We start from the raw sequence: 24970 nt of genomic DNA on the forward strand, positions 1-24970 counted from the left end.
GTTCCCGTGACCATCGACGCCACCGACCTGAAAAGAATGTTCGATACGATCGCGGTGGCGATCGAGGCCGACAGGGACAGGCTCTGCCAGCTCGACGGCGTCATTGGCGACGCCGACCACGGCATTGCCATGGCGCTCGGCTTCGGCGCGGTGCGCGATGCGCTGGCCACGCTCGACCTTGCGGCGGTGGAACCGACGGCGCTGCTCAACACTGCGGCGAAATCATTCCTGAATGCCGTCGGCGCTTCCTCGGGCCCGCTCTATGCGACGGCCTTCATGCGCGCCGCCGCCACCGTCAAGGGCAAGGCGACGCTGGCGGAGGTGGATTTCATCGCCCTGTTCCAGGCCATGGCGCAAGGCATCAAGGATCGCGGCAAGGCGGAGCCGGGCGAGAAGACGATGGTCGATGCCTGGCAGCCGGCGACCGAAGCCGCCGCCGAGGCCAATCTTGCCGGCAAGAACTTGGCCGAGAGCCTCGGGGCAGCACTTGCCGCCGCCGAGCGCGGTGCGGAAGCAACCAAGGACATGATTGCCGCCAAGGGTCGCTCCTCGCGGCTCGGCGAGCGATCGCTCGGGCATATGGACCCGGGGGCTGCGTCCGCCGTCACCGTCATCGGCGCGATACGCAAGAGCCTGGGTTAAACCTTCGCCGCATCGAGCCTGTTGATCGCCTCGACATTGCCGGCCGACGGCCCCTTCTCGTCAAACTCGGAGGCAAGCCACGTGTCGACGATGGCCTTGGCCAATTCCGGGCCAATGACGCGGGCGCCCATGGTGATGATCTGCGCGTTGTTGGATTTCGCGGCGCGCTCGGCCGAATAGGTATCGTGGGTGAGTGCGGCGCGGATCCCCGGCACCTTGTTGGCCGAGATCGACACGCCGATGCCGGTGCCGCAGAACAGAATACCGCGATCGTTCTCGCCGTCGATGATGGTCTGGGCGAGTTTTTGCGAGAGGTCGGCATAGTAGCCGGCCTGGCTGAGATCGCTGACCGTCAGGCCGGATTTGGTGGCAAGGTGCGCGGCGATGACATCGAGCAGCGGCTTGCCGGCGCTATCGGCTCCAATGGCTATTTTCATGGTTTTTCCCTTTCGTATTTGGATGATTTCAGATCGCCGCCGAAGCGCGGCCGAGGATGTCGATGTAGCCATCCGCTTGCCAGGCGGAGCGGCCGATGAAGAGGCCGTCTATATTGGGCTGGCCGAGCAGTTCGGCGGCATTGCCGGGATTGACGCTGCCGCCATAGAGCACTGGCGGCACGGACGGCAGCAGGCCGCCGGCGACCTTCTTGATCAACGCCTGCTGCTTGTCGGCATAGTCGGAGCTGGCCGGAATGCCCTTGTCGCCGATCGCCCAGACAGGCTCATAGGCGAACAGGATTTTTGCGCCCTTCGCCTCGCCTTCGAGGAATTGCAGAGCGCCCTCGACCTGGGCGCTCAACACCGCATCGGCCTTGCCGCCTTCGCGCTCGGCCAGCGTCTCGCCGACACAGATCAGCGGTATCAATCCGTGCTTTACGGCGGCCACCGTCTTGAGACCAACCGTGAGGTCGGTCTCGCCGAAATGCTCGCGCCGTTCGCTGTGGCCGAGCTCAACCAGATCGAGCCCGCAGTCGGTCAGCATCGGCGGCGAGATCTCGCCGGTCCAGGCGCCGGCATCGGCCCAATGCATGTTCTGAGCGCCGACCTTGACGCGTGTCGACGACAGCGCCCGCCTGACCTCGCGCACCGCCGTGAAGGGCGGGATGACGAAAGGCTGGATGCGGTCATCGAAGCCTGGGATGAAACCGGCCAGGCGCTCCGCGAAAGCCATAGCCTCGGCGAGCGTCTTGTTCATCTTCCAGCTTGTACCGACCCAGTAAACCACGCGTACTGCTCCTTACTTTTGTCCAGCGATCAGCGCCCGCCTTCGGGATCATGATCCCTTGTCGATCACCGTCAGCGACACGCCGGCGGCATCCAGCGCAGCGCGCATCGCCGGTTCGGGCGCGCGGCCGGTGAAGACCGTGTCGAACGCGCTGAGATCGGTGAGGAAGTGCAGCGCCGTGCGGCCGAACTTGCCGTGATCGACCAGCAGATATTTGCGGGTCGCCGCCGCCATCATCAGCCGCTTGGCCTGCACCACCTCCTGGTCCTGGTGGAAGGCGGAAGCCCCGTGAATGGCGGAGGAGGACAGGAAGGCAACGTCGGCGCGCAGCGATTTGAGCGACGCCTCGGCCAGCAGGCCGAAGAAGCCGTGGAACTTCTTGCTGTACTGGCCGCCGAGCGCGATCAGGCTGATGCCGCCTGCGCCGGCCAGATCCTGGATGACGGCCAGATTGTTGGTGATCACGGTCAGCGGCCGCAGATCGGCGAGATGCCGCGCAATGCCGCCCGCCGTCGAGCCATCGTCGATCATCACGGTCTGGCCGGGCTCGATCATGCCCACGGCGGCAGCCGCCAGGCGCTGCTTTTCCTCGATCGCCTGCTTCTGACGGTAGCGGAAATCGCTTTCGAACAGACCGCTCGGCTGGATCGAGGCGCCGCCACGCACCTTGCGCAAGAAGCCGCTTTCCTCGAGTTCGTCGAGGTCGCGGTGCACGGTCATCTTGGAGACGCCAAAGAGCAAGGCCAGGTCGTCGACGCCGGCCTGACCGGCGTCCATCAGAAACTCCATGATGCCTTGACGCCTGATATCGCTCTTCATTGCCGCTGACCGCCAACGCCGAGCGTGGCTCCCTGATCGAACCCAAATGATAACAGATATCATCGCAAAAGTAGCAAATATTTTGTGATATTGGGACAATTTTTTGGGATATTCCGCTTGCCCTGATCGCGGCGCTGTAACAAGAATTGCGGCCGGGACGGTCTGTCACGGTTGCGGTTGCGCGGAAATCCGGCCAGAAGCATCGGTGGGCTGGACGATGCGCGGACAGTCCGCAACCACAGGTTCGAAACCAGATACGGGAGACTATTCGTTGGCTCGCATCACACTGAGACAATTGCTCGATCACGCCGCCGAATACGGCTATGGCGTGCCGGCCTTCAACATGAACAACATGGAACAGGGCCTCGCCATCATGGAGGCGGCGGAAGAGACCAAATCGCCTGTCATCCTGCAGGCAAGCCGCGGTGCGCGCGCCTATGCCAATGACGTGGTGCTGGCCAAGCTGATCGACGCGCTGGTCGAAATCCACCCCGACATCCCGGTCTGCATGCATCTCGACCATGGCAACAATGAAGCCACCTGCGTCACCGCGATTCAGTACGGCTTCACCTCGGTGATGATGGATGGCTCACTCAAGGAGGACGGCAAGTCGCCGGCCGACTACGCCTATAATTCAGGTATCACCAAGCGCGTCGTCGACATGGCGCATTGGGGCGGCGTCTCTGTCGAAGGCGAGATCGGCGTGCTCGGTTCGCTGGAGAGCGGCGGCGGCGAGCAGGAAGACGGCCACGGCGTCGAAGGCGCGATCAGCCACGACCAGCTTTTGACCGATCCCGAGCAGGCGGTGCAGTTCGTCAAGGACACCCATGTCGATGCGCTGGCGGTGGCCATGGGCACCAGCCATGGCGCCTACAAATTCTCGCGCAAGCCGGACGGCGCGGTGCTGGCGATGAATGTCATCGAGGAGATCCACCGCCGTCTGCCCAACATGCATCTGGTCATGCACGGCTCGTCCTCCGTGCCGGAGGACCTGCAGGAGATCATCAACAAATATGGCGGCCAGATGAAGCCGACCTGGGGCGTGCCGGTGGAAGAAATCCAGCGCGGCATCAAGCACGGCGTGCGCAAGATCAACATCGACACCGACAACCGCATGGCGCTGACCGGCGCGATCCGCAAGGTGCTGACCGAGAACCCGAGCGAGTTCGACCCGCGCAAATATCTGACGCCGGCAATGGCGGCTATGCGCAAGCTCTGCAAGGAGCGCTTCGAGCAGTTCGGCACCGCCGGCAACGCGCCGAAGATCAAGCCGCTGCCGGTCTCGGAAATGGCCAAGCGCTACAAATCGGGCAGCCTCGACCCGAAATTCGGCTGAGTCCGGCCGACCGAAAATCTGGCTGCATCTTCGGGCAGGAGCCGCACAGGCTCCTGCCCGATCGCTATTCGGCCCTTGGCAAAAGGCTGGGCCTGCCTGTCTCGATGAACGGTGCCCAATAGTCGACGGACTCGCGGATCATGGCGACCACCTGATGGTCGACCGGCTCACGCTCACGGAACGACAGTTCGAGGCAGATCTCGTTGTCGGTGCCGCCGCCACGCCGCACCGTCTCCAGCAGCTTTTCCGGCGTGATGCGACCGTCCCTGTTGTAGGCTGATGTGAACGGCCAATGGCCTCCCTTGTTCATCGACGACTGCTTGATGTGGATGATCGGCGACTTCCTGGGAAAGGCCCCGGCCCAGGCATAAGGGTCGATGTCGGCGGGATTGCTTGATGTGACGTCGCCATGGTCGATGTCGACCATCATCTCGAGCGGAATGGCCATGCTTGCGGCGTCGATCGCGTCCTGCAACTGCCGGCAATTCTCGATGGTGTGGCCGAACTCGCGGCCGACCGACATCGGCTCCCAGAACAGGTAGGTCAGGCCGGCCGCACGAGCATGCTCGGCGACCTCATGCCAGCAGTCCAGCGCGATGTCGAACAGCTGGGCGCGGCGCTCGGGGTCGTCAAAGTCGCGATGGGTGAAGATGGCGAATTGCGTGCCCATGCCGCTGGCGCCAAGCTCGGCCGAGATGTCGGCGAAGGTCTTGAACCAGTCGACATAGTAGCGGCGCACATCCGCGTCGGGGTGGCCGAAATGATTGAGCCGGCCGTAAGGGCCGGTCATGCCGGAGGTGACACGCACGCCGGTGCGGGCGAGTGCGCCGCGAAACAGGCGGACGAATTTGACGATCGTCGCCGCCGGCCAGCCCGGATTGACGAATTCATGCGTGAGCTGCACATCCCGGATGCCAATGCCGTAGGCGATGGTGTCGATCAGATCAGCTGGATCGGCAAAACGGTTGACCAGCGGATTGGTGTTGAGGGAGAGCGTGAAGGCCAAGGCGCGCTCCCTCTTTCAGCGTTGGCTGGTGGCTAAAACTGCCGTCATTGCAGCGTCGCCCCCTCGCGGTTGAGTTGCTGGCGGTATTTTTCAGCGTCCCAGTTCAACAGTTCGGCATTCTCCTTCGGGCTCAGATAGTTGACGCGCGCCGCGCCATCGACGCGGGCGACGACGTCGGCCAGGCAACGCGCCATCGCTTCGGCGCCGGCATTGGCATCCCTGCGCATCAGCACGCCCTTGCCGGGAAACAGGATGGATGTCGGCGCTACGGTGGTGCGGGCGACGACCGCCGCCGCGTTCTCGCCGGGGCCGGCGATCACCGAGCCGACGCCAAGGAAGATGACATGATCCGGATAGAGGCTGCCGGAAGTCGCGATACGGCAACTGGCGAGGTCGGTCGCGACGGCATGCGCGGCGGCCGAGGCCGGCAGCCGGTAGTCGCTGCCGGCGGCAAGCCTCAGCAGCGCGTCGAGATCGGGGGCTGGGGCCGGCCGCGACGGCCGCGCGAGCAGCCCGGTCACCCGTTGCAGAAGCAAGGCCGCTTCGGCGACCGTGTCGGCAGCGACCACCAGCCCGTGATTGCCGAGCACGAGCACGTTGGTCGCGGGCTTCAGCCGCTCGGCGATCCCTTGCGCCAGCGGCAGGCCGGGCCGACGATAGGGCACGAAGGTCCAATCGAGGCCACGCAGGCGCTCCTCCAGCAGGGCTTCGGCATTGGCCTGCACGGCGATCGAGATCGTCTCGACGCAATGGACGTGGACGACGATCTTCTGCGGCAGCAGAGCATGTACCGTCGTCTCGATGGAGGGCCGCAACTGGCGAGGATTGAGGTCCGCCAGCGTGAACTGCCCGGCCGTCTCCGCCGCCGGGCTGCGATGCGCCACGGCATCGAGCAGCGGCGCCAGCGCGACCGGCACCATGATCTCATCGTCGCGCGCGTTCTTCAGCCAGGTGCCTGAGGCTTTGATCCACAGCACGCCGGCCTGCTTGATGGAGGTGTTGCCGCCGGCGCCCTGGACCAGCAGCGGATCGGCGCCGATACTGGCCGACAAGGAGCGCAGCATGCGGAATTCGGTGGTGCCGGTATCGACGGGACGGACCATCAGCCTGCCTTCGCCAGCCGGTTAGCGCACCAGTGCTCGAAGGCCGCCCTCTCCTCGGCGGACAGGTGCAGGCCATGCTTGGTGCGCCGCTGCAGGATATCCGCCGACGTCAAAGCCCACTCCCGGTCGAAGAGATAATTGGCCTCGCGCTCAAAGAAGTCCTTGCCGAAGCAGCGTCCGAGGTCATCGAGCGAACGGGCCGCGCCAACCAAAGCCCGTGTCCTGGTGCCGTAGAGTCGACCATAATGCTTGAGCAGCGATGCCGGCATCCATGGATACTCGAGTCCGAGATCGCCAAGAAACTGTTCGAAATCGGCATTGGCGATGTCACCGCCGGGCAGATGCGCCTTCGCGGTCCACGGCTTGCCCATTTTGGGGAAGAACGGAGCGATCCTGTCCAGCGCATGCTCGGCCAGTTTGCGGAAGGTGGTGATCTTGCCGCCGAAGACGGAGAGCAGCGGCGCCTGCCCGTCCGGTGCGTCGAGCTCGAAAATGTAATCGCGGGTGACGGCGCTGGGGTTGTCGGCATTGTCGTCGTAGAGCGGCCTGACGCCGGAGAACGAATAGACGACATCGCCGCGCGCAAGTCCGCGCTTGAAATAGCGGTTGACCACCCTGATCAGGTAGTCGATCTCACTCCCATCCGCCGCCACATCCTCAGGCCGGCCATCATAGGGGATGTCGGTGGTGCCGATCAGGGCGAGATCGTTCTGATAGGGGTTGATGAAGATCACACGCTTGTCGCTGTTCTGGATGAGATAGGCCTGACGCCCTTCCCAGAATTTCGGCACGACGATGTGGCTGCCCTTGACCAGGCGGACATTGCGCCTGGAGTTCTGGCCGGCAACGCGGTTGACGATGTCGTTGACCCAGGGGCCGGCGGCATTGATCAGTGCGCGGGCACGAACCGTCGTCCTGATGCCCGTCCTGCCGTCCTGCATCTCAACAACCCACAGGCCGTTCTCGCGGCGGGCGGCGGTGCAGGCGGTGCGGGTGAAAACCCTGGCGCCGCGCTCTGCGGCGTCGAGCGCGTTGATGACGACGAGGCGGGCGTCGTCGACCCAGCAGTCGGAATATTCGAAGCCGCGCCGGAAGGCGTCCTTGATCGGGGCGCCCTCGGGCGCGGTGCGCAAGTTGAGCGTGCGTGTCGCCGGCAGCCGCTTGCGGCCGCCGAGATGGTCGTAGAGGAACAGGCCGAGCCGCACCAGCCAGGCCGGCCGGTCGTCCGGGCTGTGCGGCAGCACGAAGCGCATCGGCCAGATGATGTGCGGCGCCGATTCCAGGAGCACCTCGCGCTCGATCAGCGCTTCGCGCACCAGGCGGAATTCGTAATATTCGAGGTAGCGCAGGCCGCCATGGACGAGCTTGCCCGAGCGAGAGCTGGTGCCTTCGGCGAGGTCGTCCTTCTCGCACAGGATGACGGAAAGGCCGCGGCCGGCGGCATCGCGCGCAATGCCGGCGCCGTTGACGCCGCCGCCTATGACGAAGAGGTCGACGATTTCAGTGCCGCCGCTCATGTCGCCATGGCCTCGATGCCGGTTTGATGCGTCATGGCCATTGCCTCAGCATGGATTGACCGGAGGCAGGCCGGCGAGGTAGCGGCGCACCTCTTCGGCGGCCTGTTCGGCGGCATAGGTGACGGTGCGCACCGAAGCGCCGGCGATATGCGGCGTCAGCGTCACAGTGGGAAGCTGGAGCAAAGGCCAGTCCGATGGCACCGGTTCGACCGCGAACGTCTCCAGCATGGCGCTGGCGATCTGACCCGAAACCAGCGCCTCGTAGAGCGCGTCATAGTCGACCAGGGGCCCGCGCGCGGTGTTGACGAAGATCACGCCAGGCTTCATCCGCGCGATCGTGTCCTTGCCGATCAGGCCGCGCGTCTCCTCGGTCACCCGCGAATGCAGCGTGACCACGTCGGAGCGGGAGAGGAGATCGTCAAGCGCGACGAGTTCGACGCCGGCATTGCGGTCTTCGGCGCTCAACTGCACATAGGGGTCGCTGACCAGGACGTGGCAGCCGAAGGCCCGCAGCAGGCGCACCACCTTGGTGCCGATATTGCCATAGCCGACGACGCCGACGGTCATTTCGTTGAGTTCGCGACCGGTGCGGTCGGCGCGGTAGAGGTCGCCGCGCCATTCGCCCTTGCGCAAGGCCTCGTGGCCGACCCGGATCAGCCGCGTCTCGGCCAGGATGGCGCCGATGGTGAACTCGGCCACCGCCGTCGCGTTGCGGCCAGGCACATTGACCACGGTGATGCCGTGCGCCTTGGCCGCGGCCATGTCGATGTTGATCGGGCCACCGCGCGAAACCGCGACCAGCTTGAGACCCGGCAGGCGCCGCATCATGTCGTCCGACAGGGGCGCTAACTGGGTGACAAGGATCTCGGCATCGCCGATGAAATCGACGACCTCGTCGGGGTGGCCGAAATACTCCTTGATCTTGTCGAGGCCGAGCGCCGGATTGCCGAACTCCATCGGCTCGTCGGGCCAGGCCGTCTGCAATGTCCTGATATCGAGGTCGCCGCTCGCGACTTTCTCGATTTTGGCGCGAAACACCTCCGGAAGCATGAAGTTGTCGCCAATGATCGCTATTGTCTTACGCATACTCGATTTCTCAACTTGCCTGCACTGAAGCCATCGCGCGCCAGACCGGCCGCAATGCCTGGTGCGCCAACATGTAGGATGGGGTCATCTTGTCGTAGATCGCGGCGAGGTTCCGATCGCTCGGCTCGGCCTCGCCAAGCAGAGGTGTCACCCATTCGCCGACGCACGCATCCATGGACGGGTAGAGTCCGACACGGACAGCGGCGATCATCGCCGCGCCAGCCGCGCCTGCCTCTTCGCGCGCGCTGGTGCGAATATCGGCACCCACCGCCGCCCCCAGGATCTTGCGCAGCGCCGGGCTTCTGGCCGCTCCGCCTGTCAGGCGGACTTCGCGCGGCAGCGGCCCCATGGCGGCGTAGCAATCCCGTGCAGCAAAGGCCAGTCCTTCGAAGACGGCGCGGACGAGGTCGGCATAGCCGTGCCGCGAGGAAATGCCGACAAAGCCCGCCCGCGCATTGGCATCGACAAAAGGCCCCCGCTCCCCCGCCTCCGACACATAAGGCTGATAGAGCAGCGAGGCGGGCTGCGAGGCTGCTATCCAGGCATCGACCAGCGCGATCATCTCGCCATTGCTGCGCGAAATGCCTTGGGAGGCGAGGATGCCGGAGGCAAGGCCAAGCACCCAGTCGATGTTGAGTGTCGCCGCCATGTTCGACTGCATCTGCGCGAACACGCCGGGCGCCGGCATCGCCATGGTGTAGCCCGTCGCCGCGTCGTTCAGCTGTACATCGTCGGGGGTCTCGGCCAGCCGCATATGCATGCCGGTGGAGCCGATGATCGAGCAGCCGGGCTTGCGCTCGCGGTCGAGCAGCCCGGCACCAAGCGCGGTGCAGACGACGTCGACATAGCCGAGCACCACCGGCGTACCGGCCAGCATGCCGGTGGCGGCGGCCGCCGCCTGCGACAGCCCGGTGCCGTGCCTGGTGCCGTCAACGATCGGCGGCAGCAGATGCCTGAGATCGGCGACGCCGAGCACGTCGAGCACATCGTCGCAGTAGTCGCGGGTGTGGAAATCGCCGAAGGTGAAGGTTCCCTCGGAGGGATCGGTGGCGCGTTCGCCGGTCAGCTTGAAATAGAGCCAGTCCTTGCAATGGAAGGCGGTTGCTGCCTTGCCGAGCATTTCGGGCATGGTGCGCTTCATGAAGACGAACTGCGAACCTTGCTGGCAGGCGGCAAGCCCGCTGCCGGTCTTTTCGAAGCGAAGCCGGTCCTCGGGCCGCGCGCGGATCTCCTCGACGACTGACGCGGCGCGCGCGTCGAGCCAGAGCCAGCCCTTGGCCACCGGCTCGCCCTTGGCATCGATCAGCCAGGTGCCATCGCCTTGTCCGGTCACCGCGATCGCCACCGTCCGGCTGGCGAGATCGGGCACCTTGTCGGCGAGCTGGCGCAATGTCGTGGCGGCATCGCTCCATGTGCGCGCCAGATCCTGTTCGGCGCCGCCGCCCGGCAGCGTTTCATAGTGGTTGGGCAGTGCTGCGGCTGCAATCTGCCGGCCCGCCGTGTCGAAGGCGATGGATTTAATGACGGAGGTACCGGCATCGATGCCGATCAGTATGTCGCGCATCACGCAAGCTCCATGCCGTGCGAAATCGCCTTGCCACTGGCCTGATCGAAGACATGCAGGTTTTTCGGATCGATGCTGACATTGATCGGCGCACCAAGGTCCAGGCGGGTGCGATCATGCTCGACCAGCACCAGTGAGCCGCCGGCGAAGTCGGCGGCTATGTGCGTCTGGTCGCCGAGCCATTGGTTGGCCGAAACCCTGGCGGGAACCCCTTCCTTCGAGCGCCTGACGGCATAGGGCCTGATGCCGATGACAACCCGCTCGCGGCTGAGCAGCTGATCGCGAACCGGCGCGCTGAAGGCGTCCTTGTCGTAGTCGAGCGAAAGGCCGTCGGGCAACTTGAGATTGATGCGGCCGGCGGTCGCGCCGACATAGGCCTCGAAGACGTTCATCGGCGGCTCGCCGACGAAGGTGCCGGTGAACAGGTTCGCCGGGCGCTCCTTGATCCGGTCCGGCGTGTCGAACTGCTGCAGCACGCCGCCCTCCATCACCGCAATGCGGTCGGCCAGCGCGTTGGCCTCGGTCTGGTCGTGGGTGACCAGGATCGCGGTCAGGCCGCGCTCCTTGATGAAGTGCTTGATGCGGCCGCGCAGCACGGCGCGCAGCTGCGGTTCGAGCTGCCCCATCGGCTCGTCCAGAAGATGCAGATCGGCCTCGCGGATCAGCGCCCGGCCGAGGCTGGCGCGCTGCTGCTGGCCGCCGGAGATCGAGCTCGGATAGCGCTCCAATATGTCCTCGATCTCGAGCAATTTGGCGATGCTGGCGACCTTGGCGTCGACCTCGCTCTTCGGCAGCCTTGCCGCCTTGAGCGCGAAGGCCATGTTTTCGCGTACGGTCAGCGGCGGGTAGAGCGAATAGCCTTCGAAGGCCATCGCCACATTGCGCTTGACCGGAGGCAAGGTGTGAACCTGGCGGCCGCCAACAGAGATTGCGCCGCGCGAGACCTCTTCGAACCCGGCGATCATGCGCAGCGTGGACGTCTTGCCGCAGCCGGACGAACCGAGCAGCGCCACGATCTCGCCCTTGGCGATTTCCATGGTCAGGTTCTTGACGGCGTGGACGCCGCGGTCGATCGGGCCATAGAATTTGTCGACACCGGATATGGCGAGTGCGCTCTGGCTCATGCCGCTTCTCCATTGCGCAAAGTGACGACGTTCTTCGAGCCGATGCGCTCGCCGCTGGCGTGATCGAACAGCAAGGCGCTCTTCCCGTCGACGGCGATATGGGCCTTGCCTTCGCTGCGGCCCGGCGTTCCGGCCGGGCGCGAAACCAGGATCTCGCGGCCGCGCACGGTGCGCACCAGCGTGACGATCTTTTCGTTGAGCGGCGTCTCGGCCTCGACCGTCACGGGGATGGAGCCGGGGATGCCTTCCTCGACGAAGCTCAGCGCTTCGGGCCGCAGGCCGATCACGCAATCGCGGCCAACCGCCGTGTCGTACGCGCCGGCCAGGTGCACCTGGACATTGGACAGGCCGACATAAATCCCCCTGGTATCCCGCGCGGGCTTGACGTCGAGCAGGTTGATGGTCGGGTCGCCGAACAGCCTCGCGATCTCGATATTGGCCGGCTCGCGATAGATCTGCTCGGGTGTGCCGAGCTGCCTTATGACGCCTTGCGACATGACGGCGATGCGGTCGCCGAGCGCCATGGCTTCCTTGTAGTCCTGGGTCACATAGACGACGGTGGCGCCGCGGTCGGCAAGCAGGCGCGGCAGTTCGAGCCGCATCTCGAAGCGCAGCTTGGCGTCGACATTGCGCAAGGGATCGTCAAGCAACAGCAGCGGCGGCGAGCCGACCAGTGCGCGGGCAAGTGCCGTGCGCTGCTTCTGGCCGTTGGAGAGAGCGCGCGGCTTGTGGGAGAGCACATGGGCGATCTTCAACAGCTTGGCGACGCTTTCGACGCCGGCCTTGATCGCGCTTGGCGATGACCGCTTGGCCTCCAAGGGTGTCGCGATGTTGTCGAATGCGCTCATATGCGGAAACAGCGCGAAATTCTGGAACGCCATGCCGACGCCACGGAATTCCGCGTCGACATCGGTCATGTCATCGCCGCCGATGAAGACCTTGCCTTCATCGGGATCGATGACGCCGGCAACCAGCCGCAGCAGCACCGTCTTGCCGGCCCCGGACGGACCGAACAGCACGAGGGTCTCGCCGTCGGCAACCGTCAGCGACAGATTGTCGAGGACAGTCTGGCTCTTGTAGCGCTTGACGACATTCCTGAGTTCGAGGCTGGCCATGTCTATCCTTTCACCGCACCGAGCGAGAGGCCTTCGACCAGGTAGCGCTGCGCATAGAGGGCGAGCGCCAGTGTCGGCGTGATCGAGAGCACGATGGCCGCCGAGATCTGGCCATACTGGATGCCCGAGGAGGTGATGAAGGCGAGCGCGCCGACCGTCACCGGCTGCTTGTCTGCGGAGGCGAGCACCAGCGCGAAGACGAAATTGTTCCAGGCAAAGATGAAGGCGAGCAGGCCGGCGGCGGCGATGCCGGGACCGGCGAGCGGCAGCGCAATCTTGCGGAAGGTGGCGAACCAGGAATGGCCGCCGATGCGGTAGGCATATTCGATGTCGGCCGGGATATCCTCGAAATAACCGCGCACGATCCAAAGGATCAGCGGCAGGCAGATCAGCTGGTAGACCCAGATCAGCCCGATATAGGTGTTGGCGAGCCCGAGCTTCTGGAAATAGAGGGTGAGCGGCAACAGCACCAGAAGCGCCGGCGCGAATTTGAACGACAGCAGCGTGAAGGCGATGTCCTCCGAGCCGCGGAACTTGTGGCGCGCGAAGGCGTAGGCCGCCGGCACGCCGAGCAGCAGCGAGACCGCAACCGAGGTCACCGACAGGAACACCGAATTCCAGAGGTTGCGCATGAAGGCGATGTCGAGCGTGCCCGCGGCGGTCATCAGCTTGCCGGTGATCAGCGCCGTGTAATTGGCGAGCGTCGGCTCGAACACGAGCTGCGGGGGTATCCGCAAGATGGTCTCGTTGGTCTGGAACGACATCATGAAGATCCAGACGATCGGAAACATGAAGAAGATCACGACCAGCGTCAGCGCTATGCCACGCAGAATGCGTTCGAGAAGCGAGGTGTGTTCCAAGACCGCCTCCTATGCCTGGCCGCGGGCGCGTTCGCGCAGCCGCAGCCAGTTCTTGATGAAGATGTTGGAGAGCAAGTAGGTGATCGCCCACAGGATGATCATCAGCGCCGCCGAGCGGCCGACATTGGTCGACTGGAAGAAGTTGAGATAGGCCTCGACCTGGAAGACGGTCAGCGTGTCGCCCGGGCCGCCTTGCGTCATGGCGTAGATGATGTCGAACTGCTGGATGGAATCGAGCAGGCGAAACAACGTCGCCGTCAGTATGTAGGGCGTCAGCATCGGCAGCGTGATGCGGAAGAAGACGAAGCTTCTCGGCACGCCGTCCAGCGCCGCCGCTTCGAAGGGCTGCGTCGGCAGGCTGCGCAAGCCGGCGAGCAGCAGGATCATGATGAAGGGCGTGTAAACCCAGATGTCGACGAGTACGACGGTGAACAGCGCCGTCGACGGCGACGAGGCCCAGCGGAAATCCTGCAGCCCGATGAGGCTGGCGAGATAGCTCAGCACGCCGAAGCCGGGATTGGTCATCAGCTTCCACATCAACGCCGCGAGCGCCGGCGCCGTCATCAGCGGCATCAGGAGCATGATTGAGATGAAGTTGTTCAGTGTCGACCGCTTCTGCAGCAGCAAGGCGATGGCGAGGCCGAGAAGCAGTTCCAGCACGACGGTGGTGCCGGCGTAGAGCAGCGAGACCTTGAGCGTGTTCCAGAATTTCGGGTCGGTGAAGAAGGAGATGTAATTGTCGCCCCAGTTGAACTGCCGCGCCCAGGGTTGGCTCAGCCGATAGCGCTGGAACGAATAGACGACCGAGGTCAGGAACGGGATCAGGATTCCGATACAGACAAGCAAGGCCGGCAGGCTGAGCACATAGGGCAGCACCCGCTTGCTGATCCTGAAGCCGGATGGCCCGGCCCTTTGGGTTGTTACGGCGGTCATCCGCTGCTCCGTGATCCCTGTTGCTTCGCCCTGCCGGCCGCCCGAGGGAGCCGGACGGCCGGTGGGCGAGTTGGCGGCAACCTCACGGTGCCGCATCGCAGTCCTGAAATGGTGGGGCAGAACCGGCCTGCCGGAGCAGGCCAGTCTCCGGGTCCGGCCTAGCCGAGACCGGCTTCCTTGAGCTGGCCGTTGATGCTTTCGGCAAGCTTGTCGAGGCCCTCGTCGACCGGCACTTCCTTGGCCACCATCTTCTGCAGCGTCGCCGCCCATTCTGTGGTGAGGTCGAAGAACAGCGGCTGCGCCGTGAACTTGATCGAGGCGCCGGCCGCCGAGGCGTCGAACATCTCGACGTAACCCGGATAGCTCTTGTTCAGCTTCTCGCGGAACATTTCGTCCTTCCAGACCGACTGGCGGACCGGATCGACGAAATCCATCTTGGTGGCACCGAACAGCCCGTGCTCGGGACCCGAGGCCCATTGCAGGAAGTACCAGGTCGCGTCCTTGTCCTTCGAGAAGTTGGACATCGCCAGCGACCAGATCCAGATGTTGGGCGTCGAGGCCTTGGCCTCAGGATTGGCGGTGAAGGCGGCATAGGCAAGCTTGCCGGCCATCTTGTTGTCGCCGCCATTCATGAAGTAGCCGAGGCAGTCGGCGTCGAAGATCATCGCCGAGGCGCCGGCGCCAAGGTCGGTGCCGACCTGATACCAGGTGTAGGTCGACCAGTCCTTGGGGCCGCTCTCCTGGATCATCTGCACCCATTTGGCATGGAAGGCCTTGGAGCCGGCCGTGTTCATCGCGGCCGCGAGCTTGCCATCGGCGGAAACAGTCAGGTCCTTCTCGTTGAAGTTCGAGTAAGCCGACAGGAAGCCCGGATGGATCGTCGCCCAGGAGCGCGAGCCACGAACGCCTATGCCGTAGACCCCGCCGCCAATATCCTTCTGCAGCTTGGCAGCGGTGGTGATCATCTCATCCATATTGCCGGGAACGCCGACGCCGGCCTTGTCGAACATGCCCTTGTTGTAGGTGATGTTGTTCTGTTCGAAAGCCCACGGAATGCACCACTGCTTGGCGTCTTCGGAACCCAGCGCACCGCCCGGCTTGCCGTTCCAGGCGCAGGACGACTTCACGCCCGGCAGGATATCGTCCCAGGCATAGTTCGGGTTGGTCTTGGCCGGGTCCTTGATCCATTCGTTGAGGTCGGTGATCCAGCCTGCAGGACCATAGGTCCAGGTCATGTAGGCCCCGGTCATGAAGGCATCGTATTCGGGCGAGCTTGCCGAAAGTGCTGCCGTGACCTTGTCGAAATAGACGTCTTCGGGAAACACGTCATAGACGACGTTCATGCCGGTCAGTTTCTTGAAGTTCTCGAGGTCGGCGATCATCGCATCGGCATAGGGATGCTTGTTGAGCAGGAGCTTGATGGTCTTGCCCTTGTGCGCCTGCCAATCGAAATCGGCGGCAAGTGCGCGGGTCTGCCCCAGATTGAGCAGCGTGCCGGCGGTGCCGGCGGCAAGGCCCATCGCACCCAGGCCCTTGATCAGTCCGCGACGGTCGACCTGTCCACGCAGGAAGGCGTCTATGAGGTCTTTCTCTTTCTCATGCATTTCGTCTTCTCCTCCACAGGGTAGTTTCAACCAAACTGATGCCGGCTACCCGACCGGCGTCTCCTCCACGAGCGATCGCGCCGTCCGCTCGTCTGATATCAGGCCCTTGAGATAGCGGCCTTCGAGCACCGACTTGATGGCGCGAACCTTGATCTTCCCGCCGGCGACGGCGACGATCCGGCGACTGGCTATGTCCTCGCGCGTCAGCGCCAGCGCCCGGTTGGAAACGGTGGTTGCCACCGCCTTGCCGGCTTCATCGAAGAAATGGCCGAGCAATTCGCCGACGCCGCCATTGCGGCGGATCTCCTCCATCTCGCCCTTTTCGATCATCCCGGTGGCAACCAGCGATGCCTCGCGCTCGGCGGTGCCGATGCCGGCGAACAAGAGGTCGGCGGACCGCGCGAGATCGAAAACCTCGCTGATGCCCTTCTGTCCGAGCAGAACGGTCCGGTCCTCGGCGGTGTTGGCGAACATCGGCACCGGCATCACATAGGCTTCGGCGCCGGTGCGTTCGGCCAGGCGGTGAATGACGTCGTGCGGGTTGGCCGCGAATTTCCGCGTCAGGCCGCCAAGCAACGAGACGAAGCGGATCTTGTCGGTCGAGGTGCGCGGCAGATACTCCACGCAGGCGGCCAGCGTGCGGCCATGGCCGACACCGATCAGCGCCTCCTCGCCGCGCTCGATCTCGCGCTTGAGGAACTGCGCGCCGGCAATGCCGAGCGCCTTGAGCGGCAGATCCTCTGAATCGAAGTCCGGAACCACCTCGCAATAATCGAGCCCGTAGCGGCGGGACAGTTCGTCCTCGAGCTCGACGCATTCGGAGACTTCGCCGTCGATATAGACCTTCACCAGCCCTTCCTGGTTGGCCTTGGTGATGAGCCGGTGGGCCTTGAGGCTGGTCAGCCCCAGCCGCTTGGCGACCTCGGACTGGGTAAGGCCGCCGGCATAGTGAAGCCACGCGGCGCGCGTCGCCATGCTGGTTTCGTCGTCGCGCAGGAGGCCGTTACCGAACCCTACCATTTCCGCCCTTTGATATTTTTATCAGCTGCTGCAAAATTTTTCACAAGGCTCGATCAGAGTCAAGCGCCAGCCTTCCCCCGTCGTGTACGGAGGTTCAAAACGGCTCCTGGCCGTCCGAGGATACGGGGAGCGCCCGAGCGCGCCGCGCCTGCGTTACTTCGCAGGCCGCCTGCCTAGTGGCCGGTCAATTCGAAGGAAAAAGGTCTACTGCAAGATCCTTGCGGCGGACGGCATGGAATGGTCATGCGCGACACCGGCATCGGCATCGGCGATCGCCCTGTCGAGACCGGTTGCCACCACCGAAACCCTGAAGCGGCCTTCCATGCTCTTGTCGAAGATGGCGCCGACGATGATGTCGGCGTCCTCATAGACCTCTTCGCGGATGCGGGTGGCGGCCTCGTCGACCTCGAACAGGGTCATGTCGCGGCCGCCCGATATCGACACCAGCACGCCCTTGGCGCCCTTCATCGACACTTCGTCGAGCAGCGGGTTGGCGATTGCGGCTTCGGCCGCCTTCATCGCCCGGCTTTCGCCTGACGCCTCGCCGGTTCCCATCATGGCGCGGCCCATGCCGCGCATGACCGATTTGACGTCGGCGAAGTCGAGATTGATCAGGCCTTCCTTGACGATGAGGTCGGTGATGCAGCTGACGCCGGAATAAAGCACCCGGTCGGCAATCACGAAGGCGTCGGCGAAGGTGGTCTTGGCATCGGCGATCCGGAACAGGTTCTGGTTGGGGATGACGATCACCGTGTCGGCGGCTTCGCGCAGCCGCTCGATGCCCTCCTCGGCCATCTGCATGCGGCGCCTGCCCTCGAAGGTGAAGGGCTTGGTGACGACGCCGACCGTCAGGATGCCGGCCTTGCGCGCCGCCTGCGCGATGACCGGGGCTGCGCCGGTGCCGGTGCCGCCACCCATGCCGGCGGTGACGAAGCACATATGCGTGCCGGCCAGATGATCCATGATCTCGTCGAGCGATTCCTCGGCCGCGGCACGGCCGATCTCGGGTAGCGAGCCAGCGCCCAGCCCTTCCGTGACGTGCGCGCCAAGCTGGATCAGCCGCGTCGCCTTCGACATGGTCAGCGCCTGGGCATCGGTGTTGGCAGCTATGAATTCGGTTCCCTGAAGCTGTTCCGCGATCATGTTGTTGATGGCGTTGCCACCGCCGCCGCCGACGCCGATAACGGTGATCTTGGGTCTCATCTCGGAGATTTCCGGCTTCTTGAACTCGGCCATGCCTGCTTCTCCTTCGCCAATTGCGCGCTTCACGACCCACCCGCGGATTGCCTGCAAGACATTGCAATCGAGCGGCATGACGCGAATCAGTCCGTTCGGATGGGTGCCCCAAAAAGCCAGAGAGAGGCCGGACGTGCAAGTGCGGGGAAGCTCAAGATTTGTGATGAAGGGGCCGATCTCGTGCGACCGGCTGTCCGATCCCAGGCGATCGACCCGTGATCCGGCCTTCTTCAGGACGCCTTGCGCTCCGGAACCTGGCTGGTTGCCCGCTCCAGGATCGGCATCATCAGCGCGAACAGCTCCGCCTGCGATGACAGGCTGCATTTGTTGTAGAGCTGCTTGCGGAAAACCTTCACCGTCTGCGGGCTGACGCCGAGGTTCAAACCGATCGATGGCGAGGAGTGCCCCTGCAAAATGAGGAGCGCCACTTCGGCCTGGCGCTTGCTCAACAGCACATTGTGATGCGTGCGCATCGCCGCGATCAGGCTGTCGGTGATCGACATCGGGCGCGGAGCGACCGCGGGCGGGGCTTCGGACGCAACCCAATGCGCACGCAGCAGCGACATGATCGCCGGCTCATGCGCGCGCAGGCAGTCCTCGGCCTTGGCCGCGAAAGCCTGGCCGGAAGAACCGTCCTTGCCCATCGAAATGGTGATGGTGGCATTCTCGCCGATCGGCAGCACGACCGATATTTCGTCGGTGATGCCGATCCGGCCGTAATACCACTTGAAATAGCGGCTGCGGCGAAACTGGTCAGGCGCCACGTCGAGAAGACGATAGAGCCCAGGCGCGCCACGCCTCAGGTGAAAATGATAGATCGGATCAAGCAGATAGGCGGCCGGCAGATATTGTTCGGCGAGATAGCGAAACACATCGGGACCATAGATCTTCTTGTAGAGCACGTTGGGCACAGCGGTACCCGAGAAAACGATGACGATGACATTGTCGTAGCTCAGGCAGCGCCGCAGATACTCGGTAACAGCCGGATAGAACTCGCGCTTGCCGATCGCATCGATGGCCAGCGCCAGGCCTTCAAAGATGGACTTTGTCACCAATCATACCCCAATGGGGGTATATACCCCCAAGAAACGATGCTCGTAGTGTAAATCAAAAAAAACAGGGGTACGAGAGAATTGTCCAGCATGCCATTCAAGAGAGCCCACAGGCCGGGGTCGCGGCGCGGATCTTTGCCGCGATGAAACGCCCCGTCGATCATGGCGCCATGGCCGTTTCGGGCTATACGGTTCCCTGGCATATAGCGGCCGGAGCGCCCGTGGCGCTTCATGTCTCCTCGTCCCGGCCGGTACGCGACGTGCGGATCGTGCGGCTCGATACGCCCACGGCCGAGTTCATGGACTGGCGTGTCGAACCGACAGGCAGTGCCGCGTCGCATCGCGACTTCGACCATGGGTCCTTCCCTAGGATCGCGGCAACGGAACTGGCCAAGGCCACCGAGATCAGCGGCGTCGCCTTCGAAGTGTATTTGACCCGAAATGACGGCGCCCGCGTGCTCTTCGAATGCGGAAATCTGCGCCTTGGGTTGCAGGACGGACGCCTGACATCAACCTATGACGGCAAGCCGCAGGAAGTCGGCGAGGCCTTGCCGGCAAACACCTGGCTGGCGGTCGAGATTTCGTCCGATGGCAACGCGACGATCCTGAAGATCGGCTCGGACGACCTCTTGTCGCCCTATCGCCTGCATCGTCAATTCGATCGGCCCTGGTCTCCCACCGGCGACATGGTCTTCGGCGCCGGTGCGGCGAACGATGTCAAAACGCTGAATGCCAAGTTCTCGGCGATCGCGCTGCAGACCGCGACCGGACACATTGCCTGGACGTTCCCTACCTTGCTGCCGAGCGGCCCGATCGCCTCGGCCGGCGGAGACAGCGTCCTCTTGCTGGAAACCGTCAACCAGCCGGCATTCTGCATGACCTCGCGGCGCTGGGATGGATCAAGTTTCGACCCCCGGCTGGTGCCGTCGCATTACGACGCGGTGCATTGCCATGACGACGACATGGGCGCATTGCAGTGGCCGGCCTCGTACCATCTGCATGTTCCCGACGAGGCTCCCGCGGGCGTCTATGCCTTCGAGGTCGGCCATGACGAAGGCGCGGAGCGCATCGTCTTCTTCATCACCTCGTCCGTGCGCCGTGCGCCGCTGCTGTTCCTGGTGCCGACGGCCACCTATCTCGCCTATGCGGATGAATTCCTGCCGGCGCATCTTTACGAATGGATGTGCGAGGATCGTGGCCATCGCTTCGCGATCGATAACAATCTGAAGTCGCTCTACGACTATCACAGCGACCTCAGCGGCGTGTCGATCGCTTCCTACAAAAAGCCGAAGGCGACGCTACGCGACGACTACAATTACCCGCTATGCGGCTGCCCGCACAATCTGCCGGTCGACCTGCATTTTCTGCGCTTCTGCCACAATAACGGCATCGCCTTCGATCTCATCACCGATCGCGACCTGCATGAGCGGGGCGTTGGGGGTTTGCAGGGCTATGAGGCGGTCATCACCGGCAGCCATCCCGAATACATGTCCGTCGAGATGGAGCACGGGCTGCGCCAGTTTGCCGCGACAGGCGGCGCCATCGCCTATCTCGGCGGCAATGGTTTTGCCGGCAAGGTGGCCTTCCAGGACGATCTGATGGAGTTGCGCCGTTCACCGCTCGAGGCGGGCCGCACATGGGATGGCCCGATCGCCGAACAATCGCTTTCGATCACCAACCAGCCGGGCGGCCATCTGCGCGCCAGCGGGCGCGGCGAATTCTCGCTGACAGGCGTCGCCATCTCGCTGATGGGTTTCGATGGTGCACGGCCTTTCACGCGCACGCCGGACAGCCATCACCCTTCAGCCGCATGGCTGTTCGAGGGCGTCACCAACGAGACCTTCGGCGACGAAGGCATCGTGCTTGGCGGCGCGGCCGGCTACGAGGTCGATGCCACCGATCCGCATCTCGGCACCTCTCCCGATACGACAGTCATTGCGCGCGCAACCGGCTTTCCGGACAGCTTCGTCCATGACGCGACACGCTGGTACGAGGGCGGCGCGGACGAACGAGCATCGCGGCGCTGCGCGGAGATGACGTTGCGCCATCTGCCTTCGGGCGGTCTGATCTTTTGCGCGAGTTCGGTCGCCTGGTGCGGCGCGTTGCCGACCGGCGATGCCATGAACGACGTCGGCAGGATCACAAAGAATTTGCTGACGCATCTGGCGGCGGCAAAGAGCCGGACAAACCCGGATCGACGGCAACAGAGCGGGGACCAACCCGCCGCCCGATCGGGTTCGACGGCATAGCGACAGTTCAACATCACACTTTGGGAACAAGGACCAGGATCATGGGATTGAGAAAACACTTCATCGGGGCGGCCGCCCTGTTGGCACTCGCCACCGCAATGCCGTTCGCGACGCAAACGGCAAAGGCACAGGACCTGCCGGTCGAACCGGGCGTGTTCAAGCTCGCAATATCGCCCTGGCTCGGCTACGGCATGTGGTACATCGCCCAGGAAAAGGGCTTCTTCAAAGCCAACGGGCTGGAAGGCGTCGAGCTGACCAATTTCGTCGAAGACAAGGACATGGGCGCGGCTGTTGCCGCCGGACAGGTCGACGGCGACAATGAGTCCATCCAGCAGCTGCTGGCCAAGGTGCAGGCCGGCATTCCGATCAAGGGCGTGCTGCTTCTCGATGCCAGCACAAAGGCCGATGCCATCCTGGTCAACAGCGACATCAAGACCGTGGCCGATCTCAAGGGCAAGCAGGTTGCCTTCGAGCGCGGCTCGACCAGCGACCTGCTGCTGAACTATGTGCTGCAGAAGAACGGCATGACCATCGACGACGTCAACGTCCTGCCTATGCCGGCCGCCAGCGCCGGCACGGCTATCATTTCCGGCACCGTGCCGGCGGCCGTGACCTATGAACCGTATATTTCGGCCGCCATCGGCGCCGACAAGAACATCAAGGTGCTGGCCGAGGCCGGCGAGGCGCCGGGATTGATCAGCGACGTGCTTTCCGTGCCGGAGGAGACGCTGAAGAAGAAGCCGGGCCAGGTGCAGGCCATGCTGAAGAGCTGGGACCAGGCGCTAGAATACTACCGTGCACACACCGAGGAAGGCCGTGCGATCATCGCCAAGGGCGTGGGCGCCGAGCCGGCGGACCTCGCGACGGCCTTCGACGGCGTGTCGTATTATTCGGTCAGCGAAAGCCAGAAGGCACTGAACGGCGTGTTCAAGTCCGACACCTATCCCGGCATCGTCAAGGCGGCGATCGCCGCCAAGCTGATCGACAAGGATATCGCCTACGACGCAGCCATCGACCCTACCGTGGCGCATTCGAAGTAAGCGTTGCCAGGCCGGCGGGCGAGCCAATGCGGCTCGCCCGCCAATGGCGGGAAGAAATCCAGACATGACCAGCACCGCCGTTCAAGTGGCCTTGACGTTCGATTTCGATGGCTATTCGACATGGATCGGCAGCCATCGGGCGACGTCGCCGAGCATGCTCTCGCGCGGCGAGTTCGATCCGATCGGCGCGCGCCGCATCCTCAACGTGCTGGAGAAGGCGGGCATCCCGGCAACCTTCTTCGTGCCTGGCCATTCGGCGCTGGCCTTCCCGCCGGTGGTGCGCGCCTTCCGCGATGGCGGCCACGAGATCGGCCATCATGGCTGGGTCCATGAGAACCCCGTGCTGCTGACACGCGAGGAAGAGCGCACCGTCCTGCTGAGAGGCCTGGAGGCACTGGACAAGGTCGCCGGCGTCCGGCCCTCCGGCTACCGGTCGCCGGCCTGGGACAATAGCCCGTCCACCGTCGAACTGCTGCTCGAATTCGGTTTCGAATACGAGAGCTCGATGATGGGCAACGATCACGAACCGTACTGGTGCCGGATCGGTGACGCGTGGTCGACCACGGAAGAATTCCGCTTCGGCCTGCCGGTCGAGCTCGTCGAAATGCCTGTCGCCTGGCATCTCGACGATTTCCCACAATTCGAATTCCTGGCGACCGACAAGGGCTATCTGCCAGGCGGCCGCGCGCCGTCGACGGCGCTTGAGATCTGGAAGGCCGAGTTCGACTTCCTCTACCAGCGGATCGGCAGCGGCGTGATGGTGGTGACCATGCACCCGCAGATCATGGGACGTGGCCACAGGCTGCTGATGCTGGAAGAATTCATCCGCCATGTCGCCTCGCATGCGCGCGCCGGCTTCACGACTTGCCAGGATTATGTGCGGCACTGGCGCAAGGGGCGTTCGCCTTCCCTGCCCGTGGATGCCGGCGACAACAGGCTGACCAGATGAAAACGGCAATCGTGACAGGGGCCGCCGGCGGGATCGGCGCGGCGATCGCGACGCTGTTCGCCTCGTCAGGCGCGACCGTGATCGCGCTCGACCGGTCGTTCACCGGCGTGAGCGAACAGGCCACCGGTGCCGGCCAGATCCTGTCAGCCTCCTTCGATGTCGCTGACGAGGCCGATTGGACTGCCATTTCCGACATGGTTTCCGAGCGGTTCGGTCATCTCGATGCGCTGGTCAACAATGCCGCCATCTTCAATCCGGTGCCATTCCTGGAAGAAAGCGTCGCCGGTTTCCAGGCCGTTACCGACGTCAATCAGCTTGGCACGTTCCTCGGCATGCGCGCCGCCGTAGCGCTAATGCCGGCGCAGGGCGGTTCGATCGTCAATGTCTGCTCGACGGGCGGGTTGAGGGGGTTCAGCGGTGCCTTCGCCTATTCGACATCGAAATGGGCGATCCGCGGCATGACCAAGGTCGCGGCGCGCGAACTTGCCGGCCGCAACATCCGCGTCAACGCGGTGCATCCGGGCCTTGTCGACACGCCGATGCTTGGCGAGAACACGGCCGAAAACCTGACCAGGATGGCTGCCTCGGTGCCGCTCAACCGGTTGGCGAGGCCAGAGGAAATCGCGCATCTCGTCGCGTTCCTGGCGTCGCCCGGCAGCGAATACATCACCGGGTCGGAGTTCACGATCGACGGCGGGCAGACGATCTAGATCAGCCTGGGAAGGACTGGCAATGGAAAGGCGATTTCAGGGAAAGACCGCCGTGGTGACCGGCGCCGGCAACGGCATCGGCCTGGCCACGGCCAGGCGGCTGCAGGCCGAAGGCGCGGAAGTCCTTTCGGTCGACTGGAACGCGGACTATCTGGCGGATTGCGCGGAACCGAAACTGACGATCGATCTCGCCGAGGACGATGCCCCGGCGCGCATCGTGGCAACCGCCAAGGCGCGGTTCGGAACCGTCGACATGCTGATCAACAATGCCGGTGTCGCCGGGCCGAAGGCGCTTGCCGACAGCAGCGACGCATTGATCGACCATGTCATGGGCATCAACGTGCGCGCGGCGATGCGGCTGACACGCGACATGCTCCCGCATCTGGCGAGGCCGGGCGGCTGCATCGTCAATGTCTGCTCGGTGTTCGGCGAGATCGGATTTCCCAACACCGCTCCCTATGCCGCGTCCAAGGGCGCGCTTTCGCAACTGACGAGGCAGCTGTCCGCCGACCTGTCGGCCGACGGGATCCGCGTCAACGCCGTGGCGCCCGGCGTCATCAACACGCCGATCGTCGCCGAGCGCATCGCTTCGGACGCCTGGTACCGGCGCGCCATGATAGAAACCACGCCGATCCGGCGCGTCGGCACGGCCGAGGATGTCGCCGGCGGCATCCTGTTCCTGTGCGGCCCTGACGCCCAGTTCATCACCGGCCATATCCTGAACATCGACGGCGGCTGGCTGGCCGCGCGCGTCGCCCCGTGAGGGGCGTTTCGACAGCAC

At 64.1% G+C, this 24970-nt stretch carries 23 protein-coding genes; 7 read left to right on the forward strand and 16 right to left on the reverse strand.

Annotated elements, in window-relative coordinates:
- The first annotated feature begins 6 nt into the window (after positions 1-6).
- Positions 7-642 carry a dihydroxyacetone kinase subunit DhaL gene (gene dhaL, locus FJ977_RS05270; RefSeq protein ID WP_140769177.1) on the forward strand — a complete coding sequence of 212 codons (636 nt, stop codon included), beginning with the start codon at positions 7-9 and terminating at the stop codon, positions 640-642.
- On the opposite strand, the gene FJ977_RS05275 is transcribed toward dhaL, so the two are convergent.
- The 3 genes from FJ977_RS05275 to FJ977_RS05285 are packed head-to-tail and all read right to left on the reverse strand — an operon-like array spanning position 639 to position 2685.
- Entirely contained in the window at positions 639-1079 is a 441-nt protein-coding gene (locus tag FJ977_RS05275) for an RpiB/LacA/LacB family sugar-phosphate isomerase (RefSeq protein ID WP_140769179.1), read from the reverse strand. The two genes, dhaL and FJ977_RS05275, sit on opposite strands and share 4 nt — an antisense overlap.
- Positions 1080-1107: 28 nt before the next feature.
- Positions 1108-1866 (reverse strand): triose-phosphate isomerase, encoded by a 759-nt coding sequence (locus FJ977_RS05280; protein ID WP_140769180.1) that lies wholly within the window; start codon positions 1864-1866, stop codon positions 1108-1110.
- A gap of 48 nt (positions 1867-1914) precedes the next feature.
- Positions 1915-2685, reverse strand: a complete 771-nt coding sequence (locus FJ977_RS05285) for a DeoR/GlpR family DNA-binding transcription regulator (RefSeq protein ID WP_140769182.1) — start codon at positions 2683-2685, stop codon at positions 1915-1917.
- Positions 2686-2956: 271 nt separating this feature from the next.
- On the opposite strand from FJ977_RS05285, the gene fba reads away from it, so the two are divergent.
- A complete protein-coding gene (gene fba / locus FJ977_RS05290) occupies positions 2957-4021 on the forward strand; it encodes a class II fructose-bisphosphate aldolase (protein ID WP_140769184.1) in 1065 nt (354 codons plus the stop codon).
- 64 nt (positions 4022-4085) lie between these two features.
- On the opposite strand, the gene FJ977_RS05295 is transcribed toward fba, so the two are convergent.
- From FJ977_RS05295 to FJ977_RS05355, 13 genes are all read right to left on the reverse strand, one after another.
- Positions 4086-5027, reverse strand: a complete 942-nt coding sequence (locus FJ977_RS05295) for a TIM barrel protein (protein ID WP_140769186.1) — start codon at positions 5025-5027, stop codon at positions 4086-4088.
- Positions 5028-5071: 44 nt separating this feature from the next.
- The gene (locus FJ977_RS05300) at positions 5072-6130 is read right to left on the reverse strand and encodes a class II aldolase (RefSeq protein ID WP_140769188.1); all 1059 of its coding nucleotides are present in this window, start codon (positions 6128-6130) and stop codon (positions 5072-5074) included.
- Positions 6130-7647 (reverse strand): glycerol-3-phosphate dehydrogenase, encoded by a 1518-nt coding sequence (locus FJ977_RS05305; protein WP_140769190.1) that lies wholly within the window; start codon positions 7645-7647, stop codon positions 6130-6132. Before FJ977_RS05305 ends, FJ977_RS05300 begins: the two co-directional genes overlap by 1 nt.
- 45 nt (positions 7648-7692) lie before the next feature.
- Positions 7693-8733 carry a 2-hydroxyacid dehydrogenase gene (locus tag FJ977_RS05310; RefSeq protein WP_140769192.1) on the reverse strand — a complete coding sequence of 347 codons (1041 nt, stop codon included), beginning with the start codon at positions 8731-8733 and terminating at the stop codon, positions 7693-7695.
- Positions 8734-8743: 10 nt separating this feature from the next.
- On the reverse strand, positions 8744-10297 hold the full coding sequence (locus FJ977_RS05315; protein WP_140769194.1) for an FGGY-family carbohydrate kinase: 1554 nt from the start codon (positions 10295-10297) through the stop codon (positions 8744-8746).
- The gene (locus FJ977_RS05320; protein ID WP_140769195.1) at positions 10297-11421 is read right to left on the reverse strand and encodes an ABC transporter ATP-binding protein; all 1125 of its coding nucleotides are present in this window, start codon (positions 11419-11421) and stop codon (positions 10297-10299) included. The genes FJ977_RS05315 and FJ977_RS05320 overlap by 1 nt, the downstream gene beginning before the upstream one ends.
- Positions 11418-12536: an ABC transporter ATP-binding protein gene (locus FJ977_RS05325; RefSeq protein ID WP_140769197.1), complete on the reverse strand. Its 1119-nt coding sequence runs from the start codon at positions 12534-12536 to the stop codon at positions 11418-11420. The genes FJ977_RS05320 and FJ977_RS05325 overlap by 4 nt, the downstream gene beginning before the upstream one ends.
- A gap of 2 nt (positions 12537-12538) precedes the next feature.
- The gene (locus FJ977_RS05330) at positions 12539-13396 is read right to left on the reverse strand and encodes a carbohydrate ABC transporter permease (protein WP_056564414.1); all 858 of its coding nucleotides are present in this window, start codon (positions 13394-13396) and stop codon (positions 12539-12541) included.
- Positions 13397-13405: 9 nt separating this feature from the next.
- Entirely contained in the window at positions 13406-14329 is a 924-nt protein-coding gene (locus FJ977_RS05335) for a sugar ABC transporter permease (protein ID WP_140769198.1), read from the reverse strand.
- A 158-nt stretch (positions 14330-14487) separates the two neighbouring features.
- Positions 14488-15933: an extracellular solute-binding protein gene (locus tag FJ977_RS05340; protein ID WP_140769200.1), complete on the reverse strand. Its 1446-nt coding sequence runs from the start codon at positions 15931-15933 to the stop codon at positions 14488-14490.
- 45 nt (positions 15934-15978) lie between these two features.
- Positions 15979-16953, reverse strand: a complete 975-nt coding sequence (locus FJ977_RS05345; RefSeq protein ID WP_140769202.1) for a sugar-binding transcriptional regulator — start codon at positions 16951-16953, stop codon at positions 15979-15981.
- 204 nt (positions 16954-17157) lie between these two features.
- Positions 17158-18513, reverse strand: a complete 1356-nt coding sequence (gene ftsZ, locus FJ977_RS05350) for a cell division protein FtsZ (protein WP_348643201.1) — start codon at positions 18511-18513, stop codon at positions 17158-17160.
- Positions 18420-19241: a LuxR C-terminal-related transcriptional regulator gene (locus FJ977_RS05355; protein ID WP_244735191.1), complete on the reverse strand. Its 822-nt coding sequence runs from the start codon at positions 19239-19241 to the stop codon at positions 18420-18422. The genes ftsZ and FJ977_RS05355 overlap by 94 nt, the downstream gene beginning before the upstream one ends.
- 143 nt (positions 19242-19384) lie before the next feature.
- Between FJ977_RS05355 and FJ977_RS05360 the strand changes: the two genes are divergently transcribed.
- The 5 genes from FJ977_RS05360 to FJ977_RS05380 all read left to right on the forward strand — a co-directional run bounded on the left by FJ977_RS05360 (position 19385) and on the right by FJ977_RS05380 (position 24952).
- Positions 19385-21490, forward strand: coding sequence for a N,N-dimethylformamidase beta subunit family domain-containing protein (locus FJ977_RS05360; protein WP_140769206.1), 2106 nt, complete (start codon positions 19385-19387; stop codon positions 21488-21490).
- A gap of 41 nt (positions 21491-21531) precedes the next feature.
- Positions 21532-22530 carry an ABC transporter substrate-binding protein gene (locus FJ977_RS05365; RefSeq protein WP_140769208.1) on the forward strand — a complete coding sequence of 333 codons (999 nt, stop codon included), beginning with the start codon at positions 21532-21534 and terminating at the stop codon, positions 22528-22530.
- Between the two features lie 64 nt (positions 22531-22594).
- Positions 22595-23479, forward strand: a complete 885-nt coding sequence (locus FJ977_RS05370; RefSeq protein WP_181179610.1) for a polysaccharide deacetylase — start codon at positions 22595-22597, stop codon at positions 23477-23479.
- Positions 23476-24189: an SDR family NAD(P)-dependent oxidoreductase gene (locus tag FJ977_RS05375; protein WP_140769212.1), complete on the forward strand. Its 714-nt coding sequence runs from the start codon at positions 23476-23478 to the stop codon at positions 24187-24189. Before FJ977_RS05370 ends, FJ977_RS05375 begins: the two co-directional genes overlap by 4 nt.
- Positions 24190-24211: 22 nt before the next feature.
- Positions 24212-24952, forward strand: a complete 741-nt coding sequence (locus FJ977_RS05380; protein WP_140769214.1) for an SDR family oxidoreductase — start codon at positions 24212-24214, stop codon at positions 24950-24952.
- The last annotated feature ends 18 nt before the right edge of the window (positions 24953-24970 follow it).

Origin of the sequence: Mesorhizobium sp. B2-1-3A, assembly GCF_006442655.1 — a bacterium.
In the GTDB taxonomy this organism is placed as follows: Bacteria; Pseudomonadota; Alphaproteobacteria; order Rhizobiales; family Rhizobiaceae; genus Mesorhizobium.

Coding starts and splice junctions, on each gene's coding strand:
- FJ977_RS05305 (WP_140769190.1), bottom strand. CDS start 7,647: ATGAGCGGCGGCACTGAAATCGTCGACCTCTTCGTCATAGGCGGCGGC.
- FJ977_RS05275 (WP_140769179.1), bottom strand. CDS start 1,079: ATGAAAATAGCCATTGGAGCCGATAGCGCCGGCAAGCCGCTGCTCGAT.
- FJ977_RS05315 (WP_140769194.1), bottom strand. CDS start 10,297: ATGCGCGACATACTGATCGGCATCGATGCCGGTACCTCCGTCATTAAA.
- FJ977_RS05285 (WP_140769182.1), bottom strand. CDS start 2,685: ATGAAGAGCGATATCAGGCGTCAAGGCATCATGGAGTTTCTGATGGAC.
- FJ977_RS05365 (WP_140769208.1), top strand. CDS start 21,532: ATGGGATTGAGAAAACACTTCATCGGGGCGGCCGCCCTGTTGGCACTC.
- FJ977_RS05325 (WP_140769197.1), bottom strand. CDS start 12,536: ATGGCCAGCCTCGAACTCAGGAATGTCGTCAAGCGCTACAAGAGCCAG.
- FJ977_RS05380 (WP_140769214.1), top strand. CDS start 24,212: ATGGAAAGGCGATTTCAGGGAAAGACCGCCGTGGTGACCGGCGCCGGC.
- ftsZ (WP_348643201.1), bottom strand. CDS start 18,513: ATGCAGCCTGTCATCGCAGGCGGAGCTGTTCGCGCTGATGATGCCGAT.
- FJ977_RS05310 (WP_140769192.1), bottom strand. CDS start 8,733: ATGCGTAAGACAATAGCGATCATTGGCGACAACTTCATGCTTCCGGAG.
- FJ977_RS05320 (WP_140769195.1), bottom strand. CDS start 11,421: ATGAGCCAGAGCGCACTCGCCATATCCGGTGTCGACAAATTCTATGGC.
- FJ977_RS05345 (WP_140769202.1), bottom strand. CDS start 16,953: ATGGTAGGGTTCGGTAACGGCCTCCTGCGCGACGACGAAACCAGCATG.
- FJ977_RS05375 (WP_140769212.1), top strand. CDS start 23,476: ATGAAAACGGCAATCGTGACAGGGGCCGCCGGCGGGATCGGCGCGGCG.
- FJ977_RS05360 (WP_140769206.1), top strand. CDS start 19,385: ATGAAACGCCCCGTCGATCATGGCGCCATGGCCGTTTCGGGCTATACG.
- FJ977_RS05340 (WP_140769200.1), bottom strand. CDS start 15,933: ATGCATGAGAAAGAGAAAGACCTCATAGACGCCTTCCTGCGTGGACAG.
- FJ977_RS05335 (WP_140769198.1), bottom strand. CDS start 14,329: ATGACCGCCGTAACAACCCAAAGGGCCGGGCCATCCGGCTTCAGGATC.
- FJ977_RS05300 (WP_140769188.1), bottom strand. CDS start 6,130: ATGGTCCGTCCCGTCGATACCGGCACCACCGAATTCCGCATGCTGCGC.
- FJ977_RS05370 (WP_181179610.1), top strand. CDS start 22,595: ATGACCAGCACCGCCGTTCAAGTGGCCTTGACGTTCGATTTCGATGGC.